The organism is Chelatococcus sp. GCM10030263 (assembly GCF_042666455.1).
Lineage (GTDB): Bacteria > Pseudomonadota > Alphaproteobacteria > Rhizobiales > Beijerinckiaceae > Chelatococcus.
In genome coordinates this window covers 469,014-486,635 of record NZ_JBHTDB010000016.1, presented here as the reverse complement: position 1 = coordinate 486,635, position 17,622 = coordinate 469,014, and the positions used below count along the sequence as shown (strand labels likewise).

Here is a 17,622-nt window from a genome sequence, read left to right as displayed (position 1 = left end):
GAGGGTATCTCTGTCATGCCGCCATCCTGCATGACGCACGACCGGGCGACAATTCCCTGATCAGACCTTCTCTGCGGCGATCGACGGCTGATCGTCGGCTCCGGTCTCGGCAGCCGGTGTCTCGCTGGCCTGCTGGTCGGGCGCAGGCGAGGTGCCGTCTTTCGCGACCCGCTCGATGATGCCGCGCGCGATCTCCCGCTCGCCCATGATGACGTTGTTGGCGCCGAGGCCGGTGAGATGCTCGACCTCGGCGTCCGAATGGGCGCGGGCGACGATATCGAGATCGGCATTGACGGCCCGGGCCTGTTCGACGATCTGGCCTGCCTCGAAGGCATTGGGAATGGCCACGATGATGCGCCGAGCACCGCCAAGATTGGCGGCCTTCAGGATCTCCGCCTTGGCCGCATTGCCGACGATCGTCTCGATCTTGCCGTCGCGCAGCCGGCTGACCGTCTTGTCCGCATCCTCGATGACGAGATAGGGCACGCCTTTCTCGGCAAGTGCCTGGCCGACGAGGCTGCCGACCCTGCCATAGCCGATGAGCACGGTGTGATCGGTGAGGGCGGTCGCCGGGATCTCGTCTTCATCGCGTTCGGCCGCCGGCGCCGGAGCGGTTTCGGGAAGCGATTCGCCCGCCGAAGCAGCCGCCGGCGCGGCGCGGCCAACGCGGCGCTCGATCTGCGGCCTGAGCCAGCCGACAGCCGCGAAGAGCAGGGGATTGGCGAGGATCGACAGCATCGCCCCGGCGACGATGAGATCCTGGCCTTGGTGCGGAAGGAGACCGAGCTTCACCCCGAGCTCCGCCAGGATGAAGGAGAATTCGCCGATCTGCGCGAGGCTCGCCGAGATCGTGAGCGCCGTGCCGACCGGGTGGCGGAAGGCGATCACGATCAGGAAGGCGGCGACCGACTTGCCGATCAGGATGATGAAGAGGGTCGCGAGCACCGGCAGCGGATCGTGCACGACACTCATCGGGTTGAACAGCATGCCGACGGAGACGAAGAAGAGCACGGCGAAGGCGTCGCGCAGGGGGAGCGATTCCTCCGCCGCGCGATGGCTCAATTCCGATTCGCTCAGGATCATGCCGGCAAAGAAGGCGCCGAGCGCGAGAGACACGCCGAAAAGCTTGGCCGCGCCGAAGGCAACCCCGAGTGCAAGGGCGAGCACCGCGAGCCGGAAGAGCTCGCGCGAGCCCGTATGGGCGATATAGTGCAGGATCCACGGGATGACCCGCCGGCCGACCACGAGCATGAAGACGACGAAGGCGACGACCTTGGCGACCGTCAGCGCGAGCACGCCCCAAAGGCCCAGCCCGAAACGCGCCGCGAGCGGATCCGCGATCGCGTCCCCGCCGCTGCCGCCGTTCATGAGGCTCGCCAGCGCCGGCAAAAGGACGAGCGCCAGCACCATCGCGAGATCCTCGACGATGAGCCAGCCGACCGCGATGCGTCCGCGCTCGGTCTCAACGAGCCGCCGCTCCTGCAGCGCCTTCAGCAGCACCACCGTGCTCGCGACCGACAGCGCCAGCCCGAAGACGAGCCCGGCACCGAAGGTCCAGCCCATGAGCCAGGCAAGGCCCGCGCCGAGAAGCGTCGCAACGCCGATCTGCACGATCGCGCCGGGCACCGCGATCGCCCGCACGGACAGAAGGTCCTTCAGCGAAAAATGCAGGCCGACGCCGAACATCAGCAGGATCACGCCGATTTCGGCGAGTTCCGGCGCCAGCGTCTGGTCGGCGACATAGCCCGGCGTGAAGGGACCGACGGCCACACCGGCGATTAGATAGCCGACTATGGGAGGGAGGCGAAATCGATTGGCGAGGGCGCCGAAAATGAAGGCCAGTCCGAGGCCGACGACAATGGTGGTGATGAGCGGTGTCTCGTGAGGCATGCCGTCTTTATCGCCTCTTCCCCGTTGAGCTGGCGGTGTTGTCGCACACGACCGACTATTCTGTTTGACGGTGTATCGCAAAGGCGGTTGCAACCGCGCGGCCATACCGCCGGACGTTGCGAGACCGCTCATTATTGAGGGCTCGGGCCAAGCCGGGCAAGAGAATTGGTGACCGAAAGCCTGTGATGCGGGCGGCTGGCTGATGGCGCTGCCCACAGGAAATCGCCGCCTTGGCGCTCGCCGACCTTGAAAAGGCCGCTTCCTCCCGCTCTGGCTTGCCGGCAGTGAGTGCGCCAGATCGAACGACCACGGGAGCACGATGGTATCCATCAATCAGCGTATCGCCGACGAGCTCGGCGTTCACGAACGGCAGGTTGCGGCGGCGGTCGAGCTTCTCGACGGTGGCGCGACCGTTCCCTTCATCGCGCGCTACCGCAAGGAGGCGACGGAGACGCTCGACGACACGCAACTCCGGCTTCTGGAGGAGCGGCTCCGCTACCTGCGTGACCTCGAAGAGCGCCGCAGCGCGATCCTGGCGAGCATCCGCGAGCAGGGCAAGCTCGACGCCGCGCTCGAAGCGGCCATTGCCGGAGCCGACACCAAGGCGCGGCTCGAAGACATCTATCTGCCTTTCAAGCCGAAACGCCGCACCAAGGCACAGATCGCCCGCGAGGCCGGGCTAGGCCCTCTTGCGGAGGCACTACTCGCCCAGCCCGAGCGCGAGCCTGCGGGGCAGGCGGTCGCTTATGTCGATATAGAGAAGGGCGTCGCCGATGCAGCGGCGGCGCTCGAGGGGGCGCGTGCCATCCTGGTGGAAGGCTTCGCCGAGGATGCCGATCTCATCGGCGCCTTGCGTGAAGAGGTCTGGACAAGGGGCAAGATCGTCTCCCGTGTCCGCGAGGGCAAGGAAACGCCAGGCGCCAAATTCGCGGATTACTTCGATTTCAGCGAGCCGCTCGTCAAGCTGCCGTCGCATCGCATTCTCGCGCTGTTCCGCGGCGAGAAGGAGGAGGTGCTCGACGTGAAGATCGAGCCCGAGCCCGACCAGCCGGCGAGCCCGCCGACTTCGGCCCAGCCGGGCGCCTATGAGCGGCGCATCGCCCACCGTTTCGCCATCGCCGACCGCGGCCGGCCCGGCGATCGCTGGCTGATCGAGACCGTGCGCTGGGCCTGGCGCACCAAAATCCTCGTCCATATCAGCGTCGACCTGCGCGCCCGCCTGTGGCAGGTGGCGGAGGACGAGGCCGTCAAGGTCTTTGCCGGCAATCTCCGCGACCTCCTCCTGGCAGCGCCCGCCGGAACCCGCGCGACCATGGGGCTCGATCCCGGCTATCGCACCGGCGTCAAGGTGGCGGTGGTCGATGCGACCTCCCGGGTCGTGGCGACAGCGACCATCTATCCGCACGAGCCGCAGCGGCGCTGGGACGAGGCGGTTGCGGCGCTCGCGGCACTCGCGGCGCGCCACAAGGTGGAGCTCGTCGCGATCGGCAACGGCACGGCCTCGCGCGAGACGGACAAGCTCGCGGCCGAGCTCATCGCCCGCCATCCCGAGCTCAAGCTGACCAAGGTCATGGTGTCGGAGGCAGGCGCCTCCGTCTATTCGGCTTCGGCCTTCGCCTCCCAGGAACTGCCGGACCTCGACGTCTCGCTGCGCGGGGCCGTGTCGATCGCCCGCCGGCTTCAGGATCCACTCGCGGAGCTCGTGAAGATCGATCCCAAGTCGATCGGCGTCGGCCAGTACCAGCACGACCTGAGCGAGACGAAGCTGTCGCACTCGCTCGATGCCGTCGTCGAGGACTGCGTCAATGCCGTCGGTGTGGATGTGAATACCGCCTCCGCGCCGCTTCTCGCCCGCGTCTCCGGCATCGGCGATGGTCTGGCGCAGAATATCGTGCTGCACCGCGACGAAAACGGACCGTTCCGCGCGCGTGGCGAGCTCAAGAAGGTGGCGCGTCTCGGCCCGAAGGCTTTCGAGCTCGCCGCCGGCTTTCTGCGCATTCCGAATGGCGACGATCCGCTGGACTCATCGAGCGTCCATCCCGAGGCCTATCCGGTCGTCCGGCGCATTCTCACCGCGACCAAGAGCGACATCCGCGCGCTGATCGGCAATACGGCGGTGCTGCGCGGCCTGTCGCCCAGCCGTTTCACGGACGAGACCTTCGGCGTCCCGACCGTCACCGACATCCTGCGCGAATTGGAAAAGCCGGGGCGGGATCCGCGCCCGGCCTTCAAGACCGCGACCTTCCAGGAGGGTGTCGAGAAGCTGTCCGACCTGAAGCCCGGCATGGTGCTCGAAGGCGTCGTCACCAATGTCGCAGCCTTCGGAGCCTTCATCGACATCGGCGTGCACCAGGACGGGCTGGTGCATATCTCGGCCATGTCCTCGACCTTCGTGAAGGACCCGCGCGCCGTGGCCAAGCCGGGCGACGTCGTGCGCGTCAAGGTTCTGGAGGTGGACGAGGCGCGCAAGCGTATCAGCCTGACCATGCGGCTCGACGACGACGTGGCGCCGTCTCCGCGTCGTGGGCAGCGGGAGGCTCCGCGCACGAGCGCGCCGGTGCGCACCGCGCCGCCGCCACGGCCGTCGGTGCCCGCGAAAGGTGAGGGCGGGGCGCTCGCCGAGGCGTTGCGCCGCGCCGGGCTCAAAGGCGGCCAAGCGCCGAAAGGATAGGGCGCCTCAAGCGAGGCGATAAACGCGCTCGGCATTGGCCGAGAACAGCCGGCGCTTCTCGTCGGGGCTCGCGCCTTCAATCAGCGCGTGGGTCGCCTCGACCCAGCGCGTCAGGCTGCCGGTCAAGGTGCAGACCGGCCAGTCGCTGCCCCAGACGAGCCGGTCGAAGCCGAAGGCGGCGATGACGTGTTCGGCGGCTGGGCGCAGGTCGTCGAGGCTCCAATCCGGCGGCGCGGCATAGGAATGGAGGCCCGAGAACTTGCACACCACATTGGGCAGGCGGGCGATGGCGGTGATGTCCCGCCGCCATTGATCGAGCGGCCCCATGCCCGGCTTGCCGCAATGATCGAGGATGAACTGCACCTCCGGGCAATCGGCCGCGAGCGCGGTGGCGCGCGGCAGTTCCGGCCCGTAGATGCAGAGGTCGAAGGTGAGGCCGAGCGTCGCGAGCCGCCGCAGGTTCTCGGCAAGCAGCCGCTCGTCATAGATCGCCGGGTTGCCCTGGAAGACGTGGCGCAAGCCCTTGACGCGCGGATTGGCCGCCAGCCGCCCGGCCACCGCGGGAAAATCGGCGCGTGTCGGCCGGCAGCCGGCAATGGCGCCGATGACGCCCTGGCCGAGGCCGGTGACATGAGCTGTCTCGGCCTCGATCTCGTCCTCCGGTACGCTGACCTCCATATGGAGCATGGCGGTGATGCCGAGCGCCATTGCCTCTCGGCGATAGGCCGTGAGGTCGAAGGTCTTCTGCAAGCCGGGCTCGTCCGCGGTCCACGGATAGTTGAAGCGTTCGGGCTCGATGAGATGCAGATGCGTATCGATGATCCGCAGTTCGTCCCACCCAACCTTCTGCTCCATAGTCCACGCCCTCCCGTTTCCGTCACGATAGCGGGAGGGGCGGGGCCGTCACAAGGCGGCGCTACTGCCGCATGCGGTTCAGTTCCCAGAGAGCGGCGAGTTTGTCCGGCGTCAGAGTCTCGCCGCTCGCCGTGCGCACCCAGGCGATGGTCTTGTTGCCGGGCTTCTGCGTCATCGCAAAGCTCACGGCATCGTCAAGCGTGTCGAAGTCGATGGCGTCCCGCTCGTCCGCTTCACGGCTGGCCGACCAGTATTGCAGCCGCGCGGGCTTGTCGAAATCGGCATGCATGGAAGCCTCCTTCAGAAAGGGTGACCACTTGAAGCTGAACGAATCGCTCGCCCGCGAGTTCCCGGCGGAACAAGTCCCATAGGTCGGCTGTTTCTATGCCGATGACAGACAAGCTAAAGCCAGCTCCCCTCCCGCAGCCCTCGGTCGGCACGCATGGGTGCAAGGTTCTTCCGTCCGTCATCGTCGAATCCTACAATGCCGAGATTCGCGACGACGACGGCTTCGTCGGCGACAGGGCTGCCAAAGGCGCCTTCACCGTCATTCTGGACGGCCTGCGCAAAGACCTGCGCAAGTTCGGCGAGGATCCGCTCGGCGACGAGGCCACTGAAAAGATCAAGCGCAGCAGGCTCGAGGCCATTCTGGCCAAGGGCGATCTGGAGGCGGCAGGCCTCGTGCTGAGCGCCGTCGAGACCTATGCCCAGGAGCTCGCGGTCGTTCTCCGCCGGTTCCAGCGACTCAAGGCCTGGGCCGATGTTGAGCGCATCGTCTTTGGCGGCGGATTTCGCGAAAGCCGGATCGGCCAGCTCGCGATCGGGCGCGCCTCTGTCCTGCTCAAGGAACAGGGCAATGACGTCCAACTCACGCTCATCCGCAACCATCCCGATGAGGCCGGGCTGATCGGCGCCGTGCATCTCGCACCATCCTGGGTCTTTTCCGGGCACGACAGCATCCTCGCGATCGACATCGGCGGCACCAATATCCGAGCGGGCGTCGTGCTCATGAAGCAAGGCAAGGCACGTGATTTCTCCAGGGCCGAGGTATGGGAGACGGAGATCTGGCGCCATCGCGACGACAAGCCGTCACGCAGCGAGGCCGTCGGCAAGATGCTGGACATCCTGGCGAGCCTCATCGACCGGGCGGCCAAGGCCGGTGTGAGGCTCGCGCCTTTCATCGGCGTCGGCTGCCCCGGCGCGATCGCCGAAGACGGCTTCATCACCAAGGGCGCGCAGAACCTGCCGGGCAACTGGGAGGGCACGCGCTTCAATCTGGCGCAGGAGCTACGGCGGGCCATTCCCGAGATCGGCGATCACGAGACGACGGTGGTGATCCACAATGACGCGATCGTACAGGGATTGAGTGAAGTGCCCTTCATGCGCGACGTCACGCGCTGGGGCATCCTGACGATCGGAACCGGGCTCGGCAACGGCGTGTTCGTCAACCGCCACGACAACGGCCGCAAGGGTCGGTGAATGACCCCGGCCGGGTCGTCACTGCGCATCTGCACCAGGAGATGCGGCAGCGCAGCACTTGCTTCGGACGGCCCGCTGGGCTAAGGCTGCGGCGCGCAGATACGAACCGTTCCAAGGCGAAATTCCGTAAGCGGAGCCTGCGCTTCGCTCGCCGGACAAGCCCTGGACGGCTTGTGTCGCTCGTAACCTGAGTCGTCGTCCGCCGCGCGCTGCGGACATGCTGCTGCGAGTTCCGGATGCCAAGCCTCCTCGCCGACTATCTGCCGCTGGTGATCTTTATCGGCGTGTCGCTCGTGATCGGGCTCGCGCTCCTGATATCGCCGTTCATCGTGGCCTATTCGCGGCCGGATCCGGAAAAATTGTCGGCCTACGAGTGCGGCTTCAACGCTTTCGACGACGCACGCATGAAATTTGACGTGCGCTTCTACCTAGTGGCGATTCTGTTCATTATCTTTGACCTGGAAGTGGCGTTCCTCTTCCCCTGGGCGGCGGTCTTCGGCCCCCTTGGCTGGGCCGGCTTCTGGTCGATGATGATCTTCCTCGCGGTCCTGACCGTCGGCTTCATCTATGAGTGGAAAAAAGGAGCCCTGGAATGGGATTGATCACTGATGCCAAGGGCTTGGCGATGCCGCCCGCGGCGGGCGGTGTTCATCCGCGTGCAGATGTCGCTGCGACCGGCGAGGATCCGTTCTTCACCGGCTTGAACAACGAACTCGCCGACAAAGGCTTTCTCGTCACCACGACGGACGACCTCATCACCTGGGCGCGAACCGGCTCGCTGATGTGGATGACCTTCGGCCTGGCCTGCTGCGCGGTCGAGATGATGCAGATGTCCATGCCGCGCTACGACGCGGAGCGCTTCGGCTTTGCGCCGCGTGCGAGCCCGCGTCAGTCGGACGTCATGATCGTGGCGGGCACCCTGACCAACAAGATGGCGCCGGCGCTGCGCAAGGTCTACGACCAGATGCCGGAGCCGCGCTACGTCATCTCCATGGGCTCCTGCGCCAATGGCGGCGGCTATTACCACTATTCCTATTCGGTGGTGCGCGGCTGCGACCGCATCGTGCCCATCGACATCTATGTCCCCGGCTGTCCGCCGACGGCTGAGGCGCTGCTCTACGGCGTTCTCCTTCTGCAGAAGAAGATTCGTCGCACGGGCACCATCGAACGCTGAACGCGGATGAACGGATGACGACCTCTCCCGAAAGCCAGGTTTCGTCGAACGACGCAGGACCGACCGGCGCTCTCGACGCCCTCGCGACGCATGTCACGGCGGCGCTCGGGGCGGGTGCGGCGTCAGCGGTCTCGTTCGACGAACTGACGATCACGGTGCCGGCGGCGGAAGTCGTGCACGCGCTCACCTTCCTGCGCGATGATCCGGCCTGCCGCTTCGTCTGCCTGATCGACATCTGCGGGGTCGATTATCCCGGCCGCCCGGAGCGGTTCGACGTCGTCTACCATCTGCTCTCGCCGTCGCATAACCGGCGGATCCGCGTGAAGGTCCAGGCCGGCGAGACGACCCGGGTGCCGAGTGCGGTCGCTGTTTTCCCGGCGGCGGATTGGTTCGAGCGCGAGGCTTATGACCTCTATGGCATCATCTTTTCCGGCCATCCGGATCTGCGTCGCATCCTGACCGACTACGGCTTCGAGGGGCATCCGCTGCGCAAGGACTTCCCGCTCACCGGCTTTGTCGAGGTGCGCTACGACGACGGCGAGAAGCGCGTCGTCTACGAGCCGGTGCGGCTGACGCAAGAGTTCCGCCAGTTCGACTTCCTCTCGCCATGGGAGGGAACCGAGTACATCCTGCCCGGCGACGAGAAGGCCAAGGGATGAGCGCGATGGCTCGTGCCGACACATCGGCCATGCCTGGCGGCTGCCTGTGCGGCGCAGTCCGCTTCGCCGCCGTGCCGGCCAAAAACGCGATGGACGTCTGCCACTGCGGCATGTGCCGGCGGTGGACAGGCGGGGTTTTGATGACCGTGCCGTGCGCGAAGGTGACGATGGCGGACGAGAGCGCGGTCAAGGTGTATGCCTCGTCGGATTGGGGCGAGCGGGTCTTCTGCGGCACCTGCGGCTCCAGTCTGTTCTGGCGCGTGCGCGGCAAGTCCGATCACGTGGCCGTCTCGGTGCAGAGCTTCGACGATATGTCACCCTTCGTCTTCGCCGAAGAGATCTTCATCGACGAAAAACCCGCTCTCTACAACTTTGCGGGAGAGCGGCCGCGCAAGACCGGCGCGGAAGTCATGGCCGAATTCGCGGCCAAGCAGGCGACTGAGCATGGCTGAGCACGAGATCCGCAATTTCTCCATCAATTTCGGGCCGCAGCATCCGGCGGCTCACGGCGTCCTGCGCCTCGTGCTGGAGCTCGACGGCGAGGTGGTGGAGCGGGTCGATCCCCATATCGGCCTGCTGCATCGCGGCACCGAAAAGCTGATCGAGGCCAAGACCTATCTGCAGGCTGTGCCCTATTTCGACCGGCTCGATTATGTCGCGCCGATGAACCAGGAGCACACCTTCTGCCTCGCAATCGAGAAGCTGCTCGGCATTACCGTGCCGAAGCGTGGCCAGCTCATCCGCGTGCTCTATGCGGAGATCGGCCGGCTTCTTTCGCATCTCCTCAACGTCACGACCCAGGCCATGGATGTCGGCGCGCTCACGCCGCCGCTCTGGGGCTTCGAGGAGCGCGAGAAGCTGATGGTGTTCTATGAGCGGGCTTCCGGCTCGCGCATGCACGCCAACTATTTCCGCCCCGGCGGCGTGCATCTCGACCTGCCGCCGCAGCTCATCGACGATATCGAGGCTTTTTGCGACCCGTTCCTCGGCACCCTCGATCATCTCGAAGAGCTGTTCATCGGCAACCGCATCTTCAAGCAGCGCAACGTCGACATCGCCGTCATCAGCCTGGAGGAGGCCTGGGCCTGGGGCTTCTCCGGCGTCATGGTGCGCGGCTCCGGCGCCGCTTGGGATCTGCGCAAGGCGCAGCCCTACGAGTGCTACGAGGAACTCGACTTCGACATTCCGGTCGGCAAGAACGGCGACAATTACGATCGCCAGTTGATCCGCATGGAGGAGATGCGGCAGTCCGTCCGCATCATGAGGCAGTGCATCGCCAAGCTCCGAGCGCCGGAAGGGCAGGGGCCGATCGCGGCCGTCGATCACAAGATCGTGCCGCCGAAGCGCGGCGAGATGAAGCGCTCGATGGAGGCGCTCATCCATCATTTCAAGCTTTACACCGAAGGTTTCCACGTGCCGGCCGGCGAGGTCTATGCCGCGGTCGAAGCGCCCAAAGGCGAGTTCGGCGTCTATCTCGTGTCCGACGGCACCAACAAGCCCTATCGCTGCAAGATCCGCGCGCCGGGTTTTGCCCACCTCCAGGCCATGGATTACCTGTGCCGTGGCCATATGCTGGCCGATGTCTCGGCGATTCTCGGCTCGCTCGACATCGTGTTCGGGGAGGTGGACCGGTGATCTCGATGCTGAGGAACCTGTAGATGGCCGTCCGTCGCCTCGCCCCTGCCGAGGTCCAGCCCGCCTCCTTCGCCTTCACGGCGGAGAACGCCGTTTGGGCCGGTCAGCAGATCGCCAAATATCCGGAAGGCCGTCAGGCCTCGGCCGTCATCGCGCTCCTGTGGAAGGCGCAGGAGCAATGTGGCGACTGGGTGCCGGAGGCCGCCATCCGCACCGTCGCGGATATCCTCAAGATGCCCTATATCCGGGTCTTGGAGGTCGCGACCTTCTACACGATGTTCAACCTGGAGCCGGTCGGGAAATATCTCGTCCAGCTCTGCGGCACGACGCCTTGCATGCTGCGCGGCGCCGAAGGCCTGAAGGACGTGATGCGCCGCCGGGTGGGTGAGCAGCACCATGTGTCGGCCGACGGCAATTTCAGCTGGGTCGAGGTGGAATGCCTGGGCGCCTGCTGCAACGCGCCCATGGTGCAGATCAACGATGACTATTTCGAGGACCTCACCCCGGAGAGCTTCGAGAAGGTCCTCGACGATCTCGTGGCCGGCCGTCCCGTCACGCCCGGCCCCCAGAACGGCCGCCGCGCCTCCGAACCCGAGGGCGCCATCACCACGCTGACGGATCCTTCGCTCTACGACGGATCCATGGTCGGCGCCTGGAAGAAGCGCTTCGAGGAAGAGGAAGCCAAGGCGAGGGCGGCGGCAGAGGAAAAGGCCAAGGCCGAAGCGGCCGCTGCGCAGGCGGCAGCGCCCCAGGCGCCGGAGCCCGCCAAGCCTGCTGAGACACGCTCCGAACAGCGCACCGCCGACTCACCGGCCGATCGCACCGCCGACGGCCGCGCGCCGGTCAGCGGCGAGGATGCGACGAAAGCCGCGCCGCAGACCGCGCCGGAACAGGAGGAGCGCACGCGCGCCAAGTCGCCGAAGACCGCGCGAGCGCCGAAGAAGACGAAGACGCCCGATCCCGACGGCACGGGCAAGGAGTAAGCGGCCATGCTGCACGACAGGGACCGCATCTTCACCAATCTCTACGGGCTGCACAGTCCGGGCCTGAAGGCCGCGCAGATGCGCGGCGCATGGGATGGCACGAAGGCTCTGCTCGAGAAAGGGCGCGACTGGGTCATCGACGAGATGAAGAAGTCGGGCCTGCGCGGTCGCGGCGGCGCCGGCTTCCCGACGGGCCTCAAATGGTCCTTCATGCCGAAGCAGTCGGACGGACGCCCGCATTACCTCGTCGTCAATGCCGACGAATCCGAGCCCGGCACCTGCAAGGACCGGGAGATCATGCGGCACGACCCGCATCTCCTGATCGAAGGCTGCATGATCGCCTCCTTCGCGATGGGCGCGCATGCGGCCTATATCTACATCCGCGGCGAATATATCGCCGAGCGGGATGCCTTGCAGCGCGCCGTGGACGAGGCTTACGAGGCGAAGCTCGTCGGCAAGGACAACATCCACGGCTATCCCTTTGATATTTATGTGCATCATGGAGCTGGCGCCTATATCTGCGGCGAGGAGACGGCTCTTCTCGAAAGCCTCGAGGGCAAGAAGGGCATGCCGCGGCTGAAGCCGCCTTTCCCCGCCAATATGGGCCTCTACGGCTGCCCGACGACGGTCAACAATGTCGAGTCGATCGCCGTTGCCGGCACCATCCTGCGCCGGGGCGCGGCCTGGTTTGCGGGCATCGGCCGGCCCAACAATGTAGGCACCAAGCTCTTCTGCGTCTCCGGCCATGTGAACAAGCCGTGCAACGTGGAAGAGGCCATGGGCATCACCTTCCGCGAACTGATCGACCAGCATTGCGGCGGCATCCGCGGCGGCTGGGACAATCTGCTCGCCGTGATCCCGGGCGGCTCATCGGTGCCGCTGGTGCCTGCAGCCGAGATCGCCGATGCCTATATGGACTTCGACACGCTGCGCGGCTTGAAGTCGGGCCTCGGCACGGCGGCCGTGATCGTCATGGACAAGTCGACCGACATCGTGCGCGCCATCGCCCGGCTCAGCTACTTCTACAAGCATGAGAGCTGCGGCCAGTGCACCCCGTGCCGGGAGGGCACCGGCTGGATGTGGCGGGTCATGAACCGCATGGCGGAAGGCCGGGCGCAGAAGCGCGAGATCGACATGCTGCTCGACGTCACGACCCGCGTCGAGGGTCACACGATCTGCGCGCTCGGCGATGCGGCGGCCTGGCCGATCCAGGGGCTGATCCGGCATTTCCGTCACGAAATCGAGCGGCGGATCGACGAATATGCGGCCAACCCGCACGGCGAGCCCGTGCTCGAGGCCGCGGAGTAACGCAATGGCCAAGCTTATTATCGACGGCAAGGAAATCGAGGTACCGGCGGAGTACACGCTCCTCCAGGCCTGCGAGGAGGCGGGGGCGGAGATCCCGCGCTTCTGCTTCCATGAACGGCTGTCGATTGCCGGCAACTGCCGCATGTGCCTCGTCGAGGTGAAGGGCGGGCCACCGAAGCCGGTCGCCTCCTGCGCCATGGGCGTGCGTGATCTCAGGCCCGGCCCCAATGGTGAGCCGCCGGAGGTTTTTACGCGCTCGCCGATGGTCAAGCGCGGCCGCGAAGGGGTGATGGAGTTCCTGCTCATCAATCACCCGCTCGACTGTCCGATCTGCGACCAGGGCGGCGAATGCGATCTGCAGGACCAGGCCATGGCCTATGGCGTGGACACCAGCCGTTATTGGGAGAACAAGCGCGCGGTCGAGGACAAATATATCGGCCCGCTCGTCAAGACCTCCATGAACCGCTGCATCCATTGCACGCGGTGCGTGCGCTTCAGCACGGAAGTGGCGGGCGTGCCGGACCTCGGCGCCATCGGCCGCGGCGAGGACATGGAGATCACGACCTATCTCGAACATGCCATGCGCTCCGAGCTGCAGGGCAATGTCATCGACCTCTGCCCGGTGGGCGCTCTCACATCGAAGCCCTATGCCTTCAAGGCACGGCCCTGGGAGCTGACCAAGACCGAGTCCATCGACGTCATGGATGGGCTCGGCTCGGCCATTCGCGTCGATGCGCGCGGCCGGGAGGTCATGCGCATTCTGCCGCGTGTCAATGATGCGGTGAACGAGGAGTGGATCTCCGACAAGACGCGCTTCGTCTGGGACGGGCTGGGCCGCCAGCGCCTCGACCGGCCCTATCTGCGCGAGGACGGGCGGCTGCGTCCGGCCTCCTGGGGCGAGGCCTTCGCCGCGATCGCCGCGAAGGTCAAGGCGGCCAACCCGGACCGCATCGGCGCCATCGTCGGCGATCTCGCGACGGTCGAAGAATCATTTGCGCTGAAGCTGCTCATGGAAAAGCTCGGCTCGGCGAACATCGACGGACGTCCGGATGGCACAATCCTCGATCCGAAGCTCGGGCGTGCAAGCTACCTCTTCAATGCCACGATCTCCGGCATCGAGGATGCGGACGCGATCCTCATCGTCGGTTCCAATCCGCGCATCGAAGCCTCAGTGCTCAATGCCCGCATCCGCAAGCGCTGGCGCACGGCACCGCTGCCGATCGGCGTCATCGGCGAGCAGGTGGACCTGACCTATCCTTACGATTATCTCGGTGCCGGGCCGCAGACGCTGGCCGATATCGCGAGCGGCGCCCATAGCTTCGCCGAGGCGCTGAACAAGGCCGAGCGGCCGCTGATCATCATCGGGCAGGGGGCGCTTGCCCGTCCTGATGGCCTTGCGGTGCTCACGCTCGCGGCCAAGCTGGCGACGGCTGTCGGTGCCGTGAACGAGGATTGGAACGGCTTCGGCGTGCTGCATACGGCCGCCGCCCGTGTCGGATCGCTCGAGCTCGGGCTCGTCCCCGGCGAGGGCGGACGCGATGCCGCCGCCATGGCGGCGGGTGGCGTCGACGTGCTCTTCCTCATCGGTGCGGACGAAATCGACGTGGCGCCCGGCGCCTTCGTGATCTACCAGGGCACCCATGGTGACCGCGGCGCCCATCGCGCCGACGTCATCCTGCCCGGCGCGGCCTATACCGAGAAGTCCGGCACGTATCTGAATACCGAAGGGCGGGTGCAACTCGCCAATCGCGCGGCTTTCCCGCCGGGCGATGCGCGCGAGGACTGGGCCATTCTGCGCGCCCTGTCGGACGTGCTCGGTCAGCGCCTGCCGTTCGACAGCCTGCCCCAGCTGCGTCAGGCGCTCTACACCGCTTACCCGGAATTCGCCGATATCGACGGCCTCCTGCCACGCGAATCCGCGGCCATCACGACGCTGGCAGCCGGCAGCGCCGGCACCATCGACGCCGCCGCTTTCGTGTCGCCTATCGTCGACTTCTATCTGACCAACGCGATCGCGCGGGCGTCGACCGTCATGGCCGAATGTTCCGCGCTCGCCCATGGCGCCGAGCGCCAGGCGGCGGAATAGGGGAGCGCCCGCATGGACCTCGTCGCCACCATCGCGCTCGCCGCCCTCAAGAGCGTCGTACTGCTCGTCGGGCTGCTCATTGTGATCGCCTATCTGCTCCTGGCGGATCGCAAGGTCTGGGCTGCCGTCCAGCTGCGGCGCGGCCCCAATGTCGTCGGCCCCTGGGGCTTGTTCCAGTCCTTTGCCGATCTGCTGAAATTCGTCTTCAAGGAGCCTGTCATTCCGGCGGGCTCCGACAAGGTGCTCTTCCTGCTCGCACCGCTCGTCACCTGCGTGCTGGCGCTGGCGGCCTGGGCCGTCATCCCGATCTCCGACGGCTGGGCGATTGCCGATCTGAACCTCGGCATCCTCTATATCTTCGCGATTTCCTCGCTCGGCGTTTACGGCATCATCATCGGCGGCTGGGCGTCGAACTCGAAATATCCGTTCCTGAGCGCGCTGCGCTCGGCGGCGCAGATGGTGAGCTACGAGGTCTCCATCGGCTTCGTCATCATCACCGTGCTGCTCTGCGTCGGCTCGCTCAATCTCGGCGCCATCGTCCAGGCGCAAGAGACGCGAGGGCTCGCGACGCTCATCGGCCTGCCGTGGCTGTCCTTCCTCAACTGGTACTGGCTGCCGCTGCTGCCGATGCTGGTCGTGTTCTTCATCTCGGCGCTCGCCGAGACGAACCGCCCGCCCTTCGATCTCGTGGAGGCGGAGTCGGAACTCGTCGCCGGCTTCATGGTGGAATATTCCTCGACCCCCTATCTTCTGTTCATGCTCGGCGAATACGTGGCCATCGTGACCATGTGCGCCTTGACCACGATCCTGTTCTTCGGAGGCTGGGCGCCGCCGATCGCGCTGCCGCCCTTCACATACGTGCCGGGGGCGATCTGGTTCATCGGCAAGACCGTGCTGATCTTTCTGATGATCGCGATGGTGAAGGCCTTCGTGCCGCGCTATCGCTACGACCAGCTCATGCGCCTCGGCTGGAAGGTCTTCCTGCCGCTGTCGCTGACGATGGTCGTCATCGTGGCGGTCGTTCTGCAGGTCATGGGCTGGGCGCCGGGAGCATGAGGGCCAGGGGAGGCATGACCTGTCGAGCGGGGGCCTGATCGGGGCCGTTCTCGGCTTCGTCATGGGGGTTATCGATTACTGGATCGTCCGGCGGCTGATCGACCGCCACGTCCGCGCCGTCGACGACGTTACGCCGACGGAGGCGGAGAGGGCGCTCTTCGAGCGACGGGCCGCAAGGCTGCGAAAGCTCCTGGTCGCCGGCACGGTGGTGTTGTTTCCGATCGTCGGCTGCAGCATCGGCGCGGCGATCGACTGAATGAAACGGGTGCGGGCGTGGCCTGCGCCGAGAGGAGAATGGAGCCAGTCATGAGGCTCGATCAGGCCGCGAGGTCGTTGTTCTTGAAGGAGTTCGTATCGGCGTTCTTCCTGTCGATGCGCTATTTCTTTAAGCCCAAGGCGACCTTGAACTATCCCTTCGAGAAGGGTGAGCTCTCGCCACGCTTCCGGGGCGAGCACGCGCTGCGTCGTTATCCGAACGGCGAGGAGCGCTGCATCGCCTGCAAGCTCTGTGAGGCCATCTGCCCGGCCCAGGCCATCACCATCGAGGCGGGCCCGCGCCGCAACGACGGCACGCGGCGCGCGACCCGTTACGACATCGACATGGTGAAGTGCATCTATTGCGGCTTCTGCCAGGAGGCCTGCCCCGTCGACGCCATCGTCGAGGGGCCGAATTTCGAATTCGCCGTGGAGACGCGCGAGGAACTCTACTACGACAAGGACCGGCTCCTCGAGAACGGCGCGCGCTGGGAGCGGGACATCGCCCGCAACATCGCCAGCGACGCGCCCTATCGGTGAGCTTCCGGACGTTCATTTCTCCAGAACAGGCGCGATCGTGACAAGCCGACAAGAATCCCTCCAGGTCACGCTCGCAGACGCGACGACGGGGCACCGCATATGACGGGGCAAGCTGCCTTTTTCTATCTATTCGCCGGGGTGTGCATCGCCTCCGCCTTCATGGTGATCGCCTCGCGCAATCCCGTGCATGCGGTGCTGTTCCTCATCCTCGCCTTCGTCAATGCGGCGGGCCTCTTCGTGCTGATGGGCGCGGAGTTCCTGGCGCTCATTCTGGTCGTCGTCTATGTCGGCGCGGTCGCCGTGCTCTTCCTCTTCGTCGTCATGATGCTCGACGTCGATTTCGCCGAATTGCGCGCCGGCTTCCTGAACTATCTGCCCATCGGCGCACTCATCGGCGTGATCTTCCTCACCGAGCTCGTGCTGGTTGCCGGGCTCTTCACGGTCGATCCGGGTGCGGTCAAGGCGCCGGTGGTCGCGAGCGGCACCGCGAGCTCGAACATCGTCGCCCTCGGGCAGGTGCTCTACACCCGGTACTTCTTCTTGTTCCAGACGGCGGGCTTCATCCTGCTCGTTGCGATGATCGGCGCGATCGTGCTGACGCTGCGCCACAAGCCGAAGGTCAAGCGCCAGGTCATTGCCGACCAGGTGGCGCGCGATAAGAGCGCGGTCGAGATCCGCAAGGTGCCGTTCCGGCAGGGCGTATAGGGGGCGAGAATGACCATCGGGCTCATCCACTACCTCACCGTCGCGGCGGTGCTGTTCACGCTTGGCGTCTTCGGCATCTTCCTCAACCGCAAGAATGTCATCGTCATCCTGATGTCGATCGAGCTCATCCTGCTCGCGGTGAACATCAATTTCGTGGCCTTCTCGGCCTATATGGGCGACATCGTCGGCCAGGTCTTCGCGCTGTTCATCCTGACGGTGGCCGCCGCCGAAGCGGCGATCGGGCTCGCCATTCTCGTCGTCTATTACCGCAACCGCGGCTCGATCGCGGTTGAAGACATCAACCTGATGAAGGGCTGACGGACGCG

At 65.8% G+C, this 17,622-nt stretch carries 18 protein-coding genes; 15 read left to right on the top strand and 3 right to left on the bottom strand.

Annotation, left to right across the window (positions count from 1 at the left end; translation table 11 throughout):
- Positions 1-60: 60 nt before the first annotated feature.
- Positions 61-1,890, bottom strand: a complete 1,830-nt coding sequence (gene ybaL, locus ACFQU1_RS24575; RefSeq protein ID WP_378137750.1) for a YbaL family putative K(+) efflux transporter — start codon at positions 1,888-1,890, stop codon at positions 61-63.
- A 319-nt stretch (positions 1,891-2,209) separates the two neighbouring features.
- Between ybaL and ACFQU1_RS24570 the strand changes: the two genes are divergently transcribed.
- Entirely contained in the window at positions 2,210-4,561 is a 2,352-nt protein-coding gene (locus ACFQU1_RS24570; RefSeq protein WP_378137748.1) for a Tex family protein, read from the top strand.
- A 6-nt stretch (positions 4,562-4,567) separates the two neighbouring features.
- Here ACFQU1_RS24570 and ACFQU1_RS24565 read toward each other — a convergent pair whose 3' ends face one another.
- The gene (locus ACFQU1_RS24565; protein WP_378137746.1) at positions 4,568-5,416 is read right to left on the bottom strand and encodes an amidohydrolase family protein; all 849 of its coding nucleotides are present in this window, start codon (positions 5,414-5,416) and stop codon (positions 4,568-4,570) included.
- A gap of 61 nt (positions 5,417-5,477) precedes the next feature.
- A complete protein-coding gene (locus ACFQU1_RS24560; protein ID WP_378137744.1) occupies positions 5,478-5,705 on the bottom strand; it encodes a hypothetical protein in 228 nt (75 codons plus the stop codon).
- Between the two features lie 101 nt (positions 5,706-5,806).
- On the opposite strand from ACFQU1_RS24560, the gene ACFQU1_RS24555 reads away from it, so the two are divergent.
- From ACFQU1_RS24555 to nuoK, 14 genes are all read left to right on the top strand, one after another.
- A complete protein-coding gene (locus ACFQU1_RS24555) occupies positions 5,807-6,895 on the top strand; it encodes an ROK family protein (protein WP_378137742.1) in 1,089 nt (362 codons plus the stop codon).
- 236 nt (positions 6,896-7,131) lie between these two features.
- Positions 7,132-7,497 (top strand): NADH-quinone oxidoreductase subunit A, encoded by a 366-nt coding sequence (locus ACFQU1_RS24550; protein ID WP_378137740.1) that lies wholly within the window; start codon positions 7,132-7,134, stop codon positions 7,495-7,497.
- A 23-nt stretch (positions 7,498-7,520) separates the two neighbouring features.
- Positions 7,521-8,069, top strand: a complete 549-nt coding sequence (locus ACFQU1_RS24545; RefSeq protein WP_378138356.1) for a NuoB/complex I 20 kDa subunit family protein — start codon at positions 7,521-7,523, stop codon at positions 8,067-8,069.
- A 14-nt stretch (positions 8,070-8,083) separates the two neighbouring features.
- Positions 8,084-8,728, top strand: a complete 645-nt coding sequence (locus ACFQU1_RS24540) for an NADH-quinone oxidoreductase subunit C (RefSeq protein WP_378137738.1) — start codon at positions 8,084-8,086, stop codon at positions 8,726-8,728.
- A 5-nt stretch (positions 8,729-8,733) separates the two neighbouring features.
- Complete coding sequence (locus tag ACFQU1_RS24535; protein ID WP_378137736.1) at positions 8,734-9,180, top strand: GFA family protein; 447 nt, start codon at positions 8,734-8,736, stop codon at positions 9,178-9,180.
- Positions 9,173-10,363 carry an NADH-quinone oxidoreductase subunit D gene (locus tag ACFQU1_RS24530; RefSeq protein WP_378137734.1) on the top strand — a complete coding sequence of 397 codons (1,191 nt, stop codon included), beginning with the start codon at positions 9,173-9,175 and terminating at the stop codon, positions 10,361-10,363. The genes ACFQU1_RS24535 and ACFQU1_RS24530 overlap by 8 nt, the downstream gene beginning before the upstream one ends.
- Positions 10,364-10,386: 23 nt before the next feature.
- Positions 10,387-11,346 carry an NADH-quinone oxidoreductase subunit NuoE gene (gene nuoE, locus ACFQU1_RS24525; protein WP_378137732.1) on the top strand — a complete coding sequence of 320 codons (960 nt, stop codon included), beginning with the start codon at positions 10,387-10,389 and terminating at the stop codon, positions 11,344-11,346.
- A gap of 6 nt (positions 11,347-11,352) precedes the next feature.
- Positions 11,353-12,654 carry an NADH-quinone oxidoreductase subunit NuoF gene (gene nuoF / locus ACFQU1_RS24520; protein ID WP_378137730.1) on the top strand — a complete coding sequence of 434 codons (1,302 nt, stop codon included), beginning with the start codon at positions 11,353-11,355 and terminating at the stop codon, positions 12,652-12,654.
- A gap of 4 nt (positions 12,655-12,658) precedes the next feature.
- Positions 12,659-14,740 (top strand): NADH-quinone oxidoreductase subunit NuoG, encoded by a 2,082-nt coding sequence (nuoG, locus tag ACFQU1_RS24515; protein WP_378137728.1) that lies wholly within the window; start codon positions 12,659-12,661, stop codon positions 14,738-14,740.
- Positions 14,741-14,752: 12 nt separating this feature from the next.
- Positions 14,753-15,796, top strand: a complete 1,044-nt coding sequence (nuoH, locus tag ACFQU1_RS24510) for an NADH-quinone oxidoreductase subunit NuoH (protein WP_378137726.1) — start codon at positions 14,753-14,755, stop codon at positions 15,794-15,796.
- Positions 15,797-15,857: 61 nt separating this feature from the next.
- Positions 15,858-16,052, top strand: a complete 195-nt coding sequence (locus tag ACFQU1_RS24505; RefSeq protein ID WP_378137724.1) for a hypothetical protein — start codon at positions 15,858-15,860, stop codon at positions 16,050-16,052.
- A 50-nt stretch (positions 16,053-16,102) separates the two neighbouring features.
- A complete protein-coding gene (nuoI, locus tag ACFQU1_RS24500; RefSeq protein WP_378137722.1) occupies positions 16,103-16,591 on the top strand; it encodes an NADH-quinone oxidoreductase subunit NuoI in 489 nt (162 codons plus the stop codon).
- 99 nt (positions 16,592-16,690) lie between these two features.
- Positions 16,691-17,296, top strand: coding sequence for an NADH-quinone oxidoreductase subunit J (locus ACFQU1_RS24495; RefSeq protein WP_378137720.1), 606 nt, complete (start codon positions 16,691-16,693; stop codon positions 17,294-17,296).
- Positions 17,297-17,305: 9 nt separating this feature from the next.
- The gene (nuoK, locus tag ACFQU1_RS24490; RefSeq protein ID WP_378137718.1) at positions 17,306-17,614 is read left to right on the top strand and encodes an NADH-quinone oxidoreductase subunit NuoK; all 309 of its coding nucleotides are present in this window, start codon (positions 17,306-17,308) and stop codon (positions 17,612-17,614) included.
- Positions 17,615-17,622 lie beyond the last annotated feature (8 nt).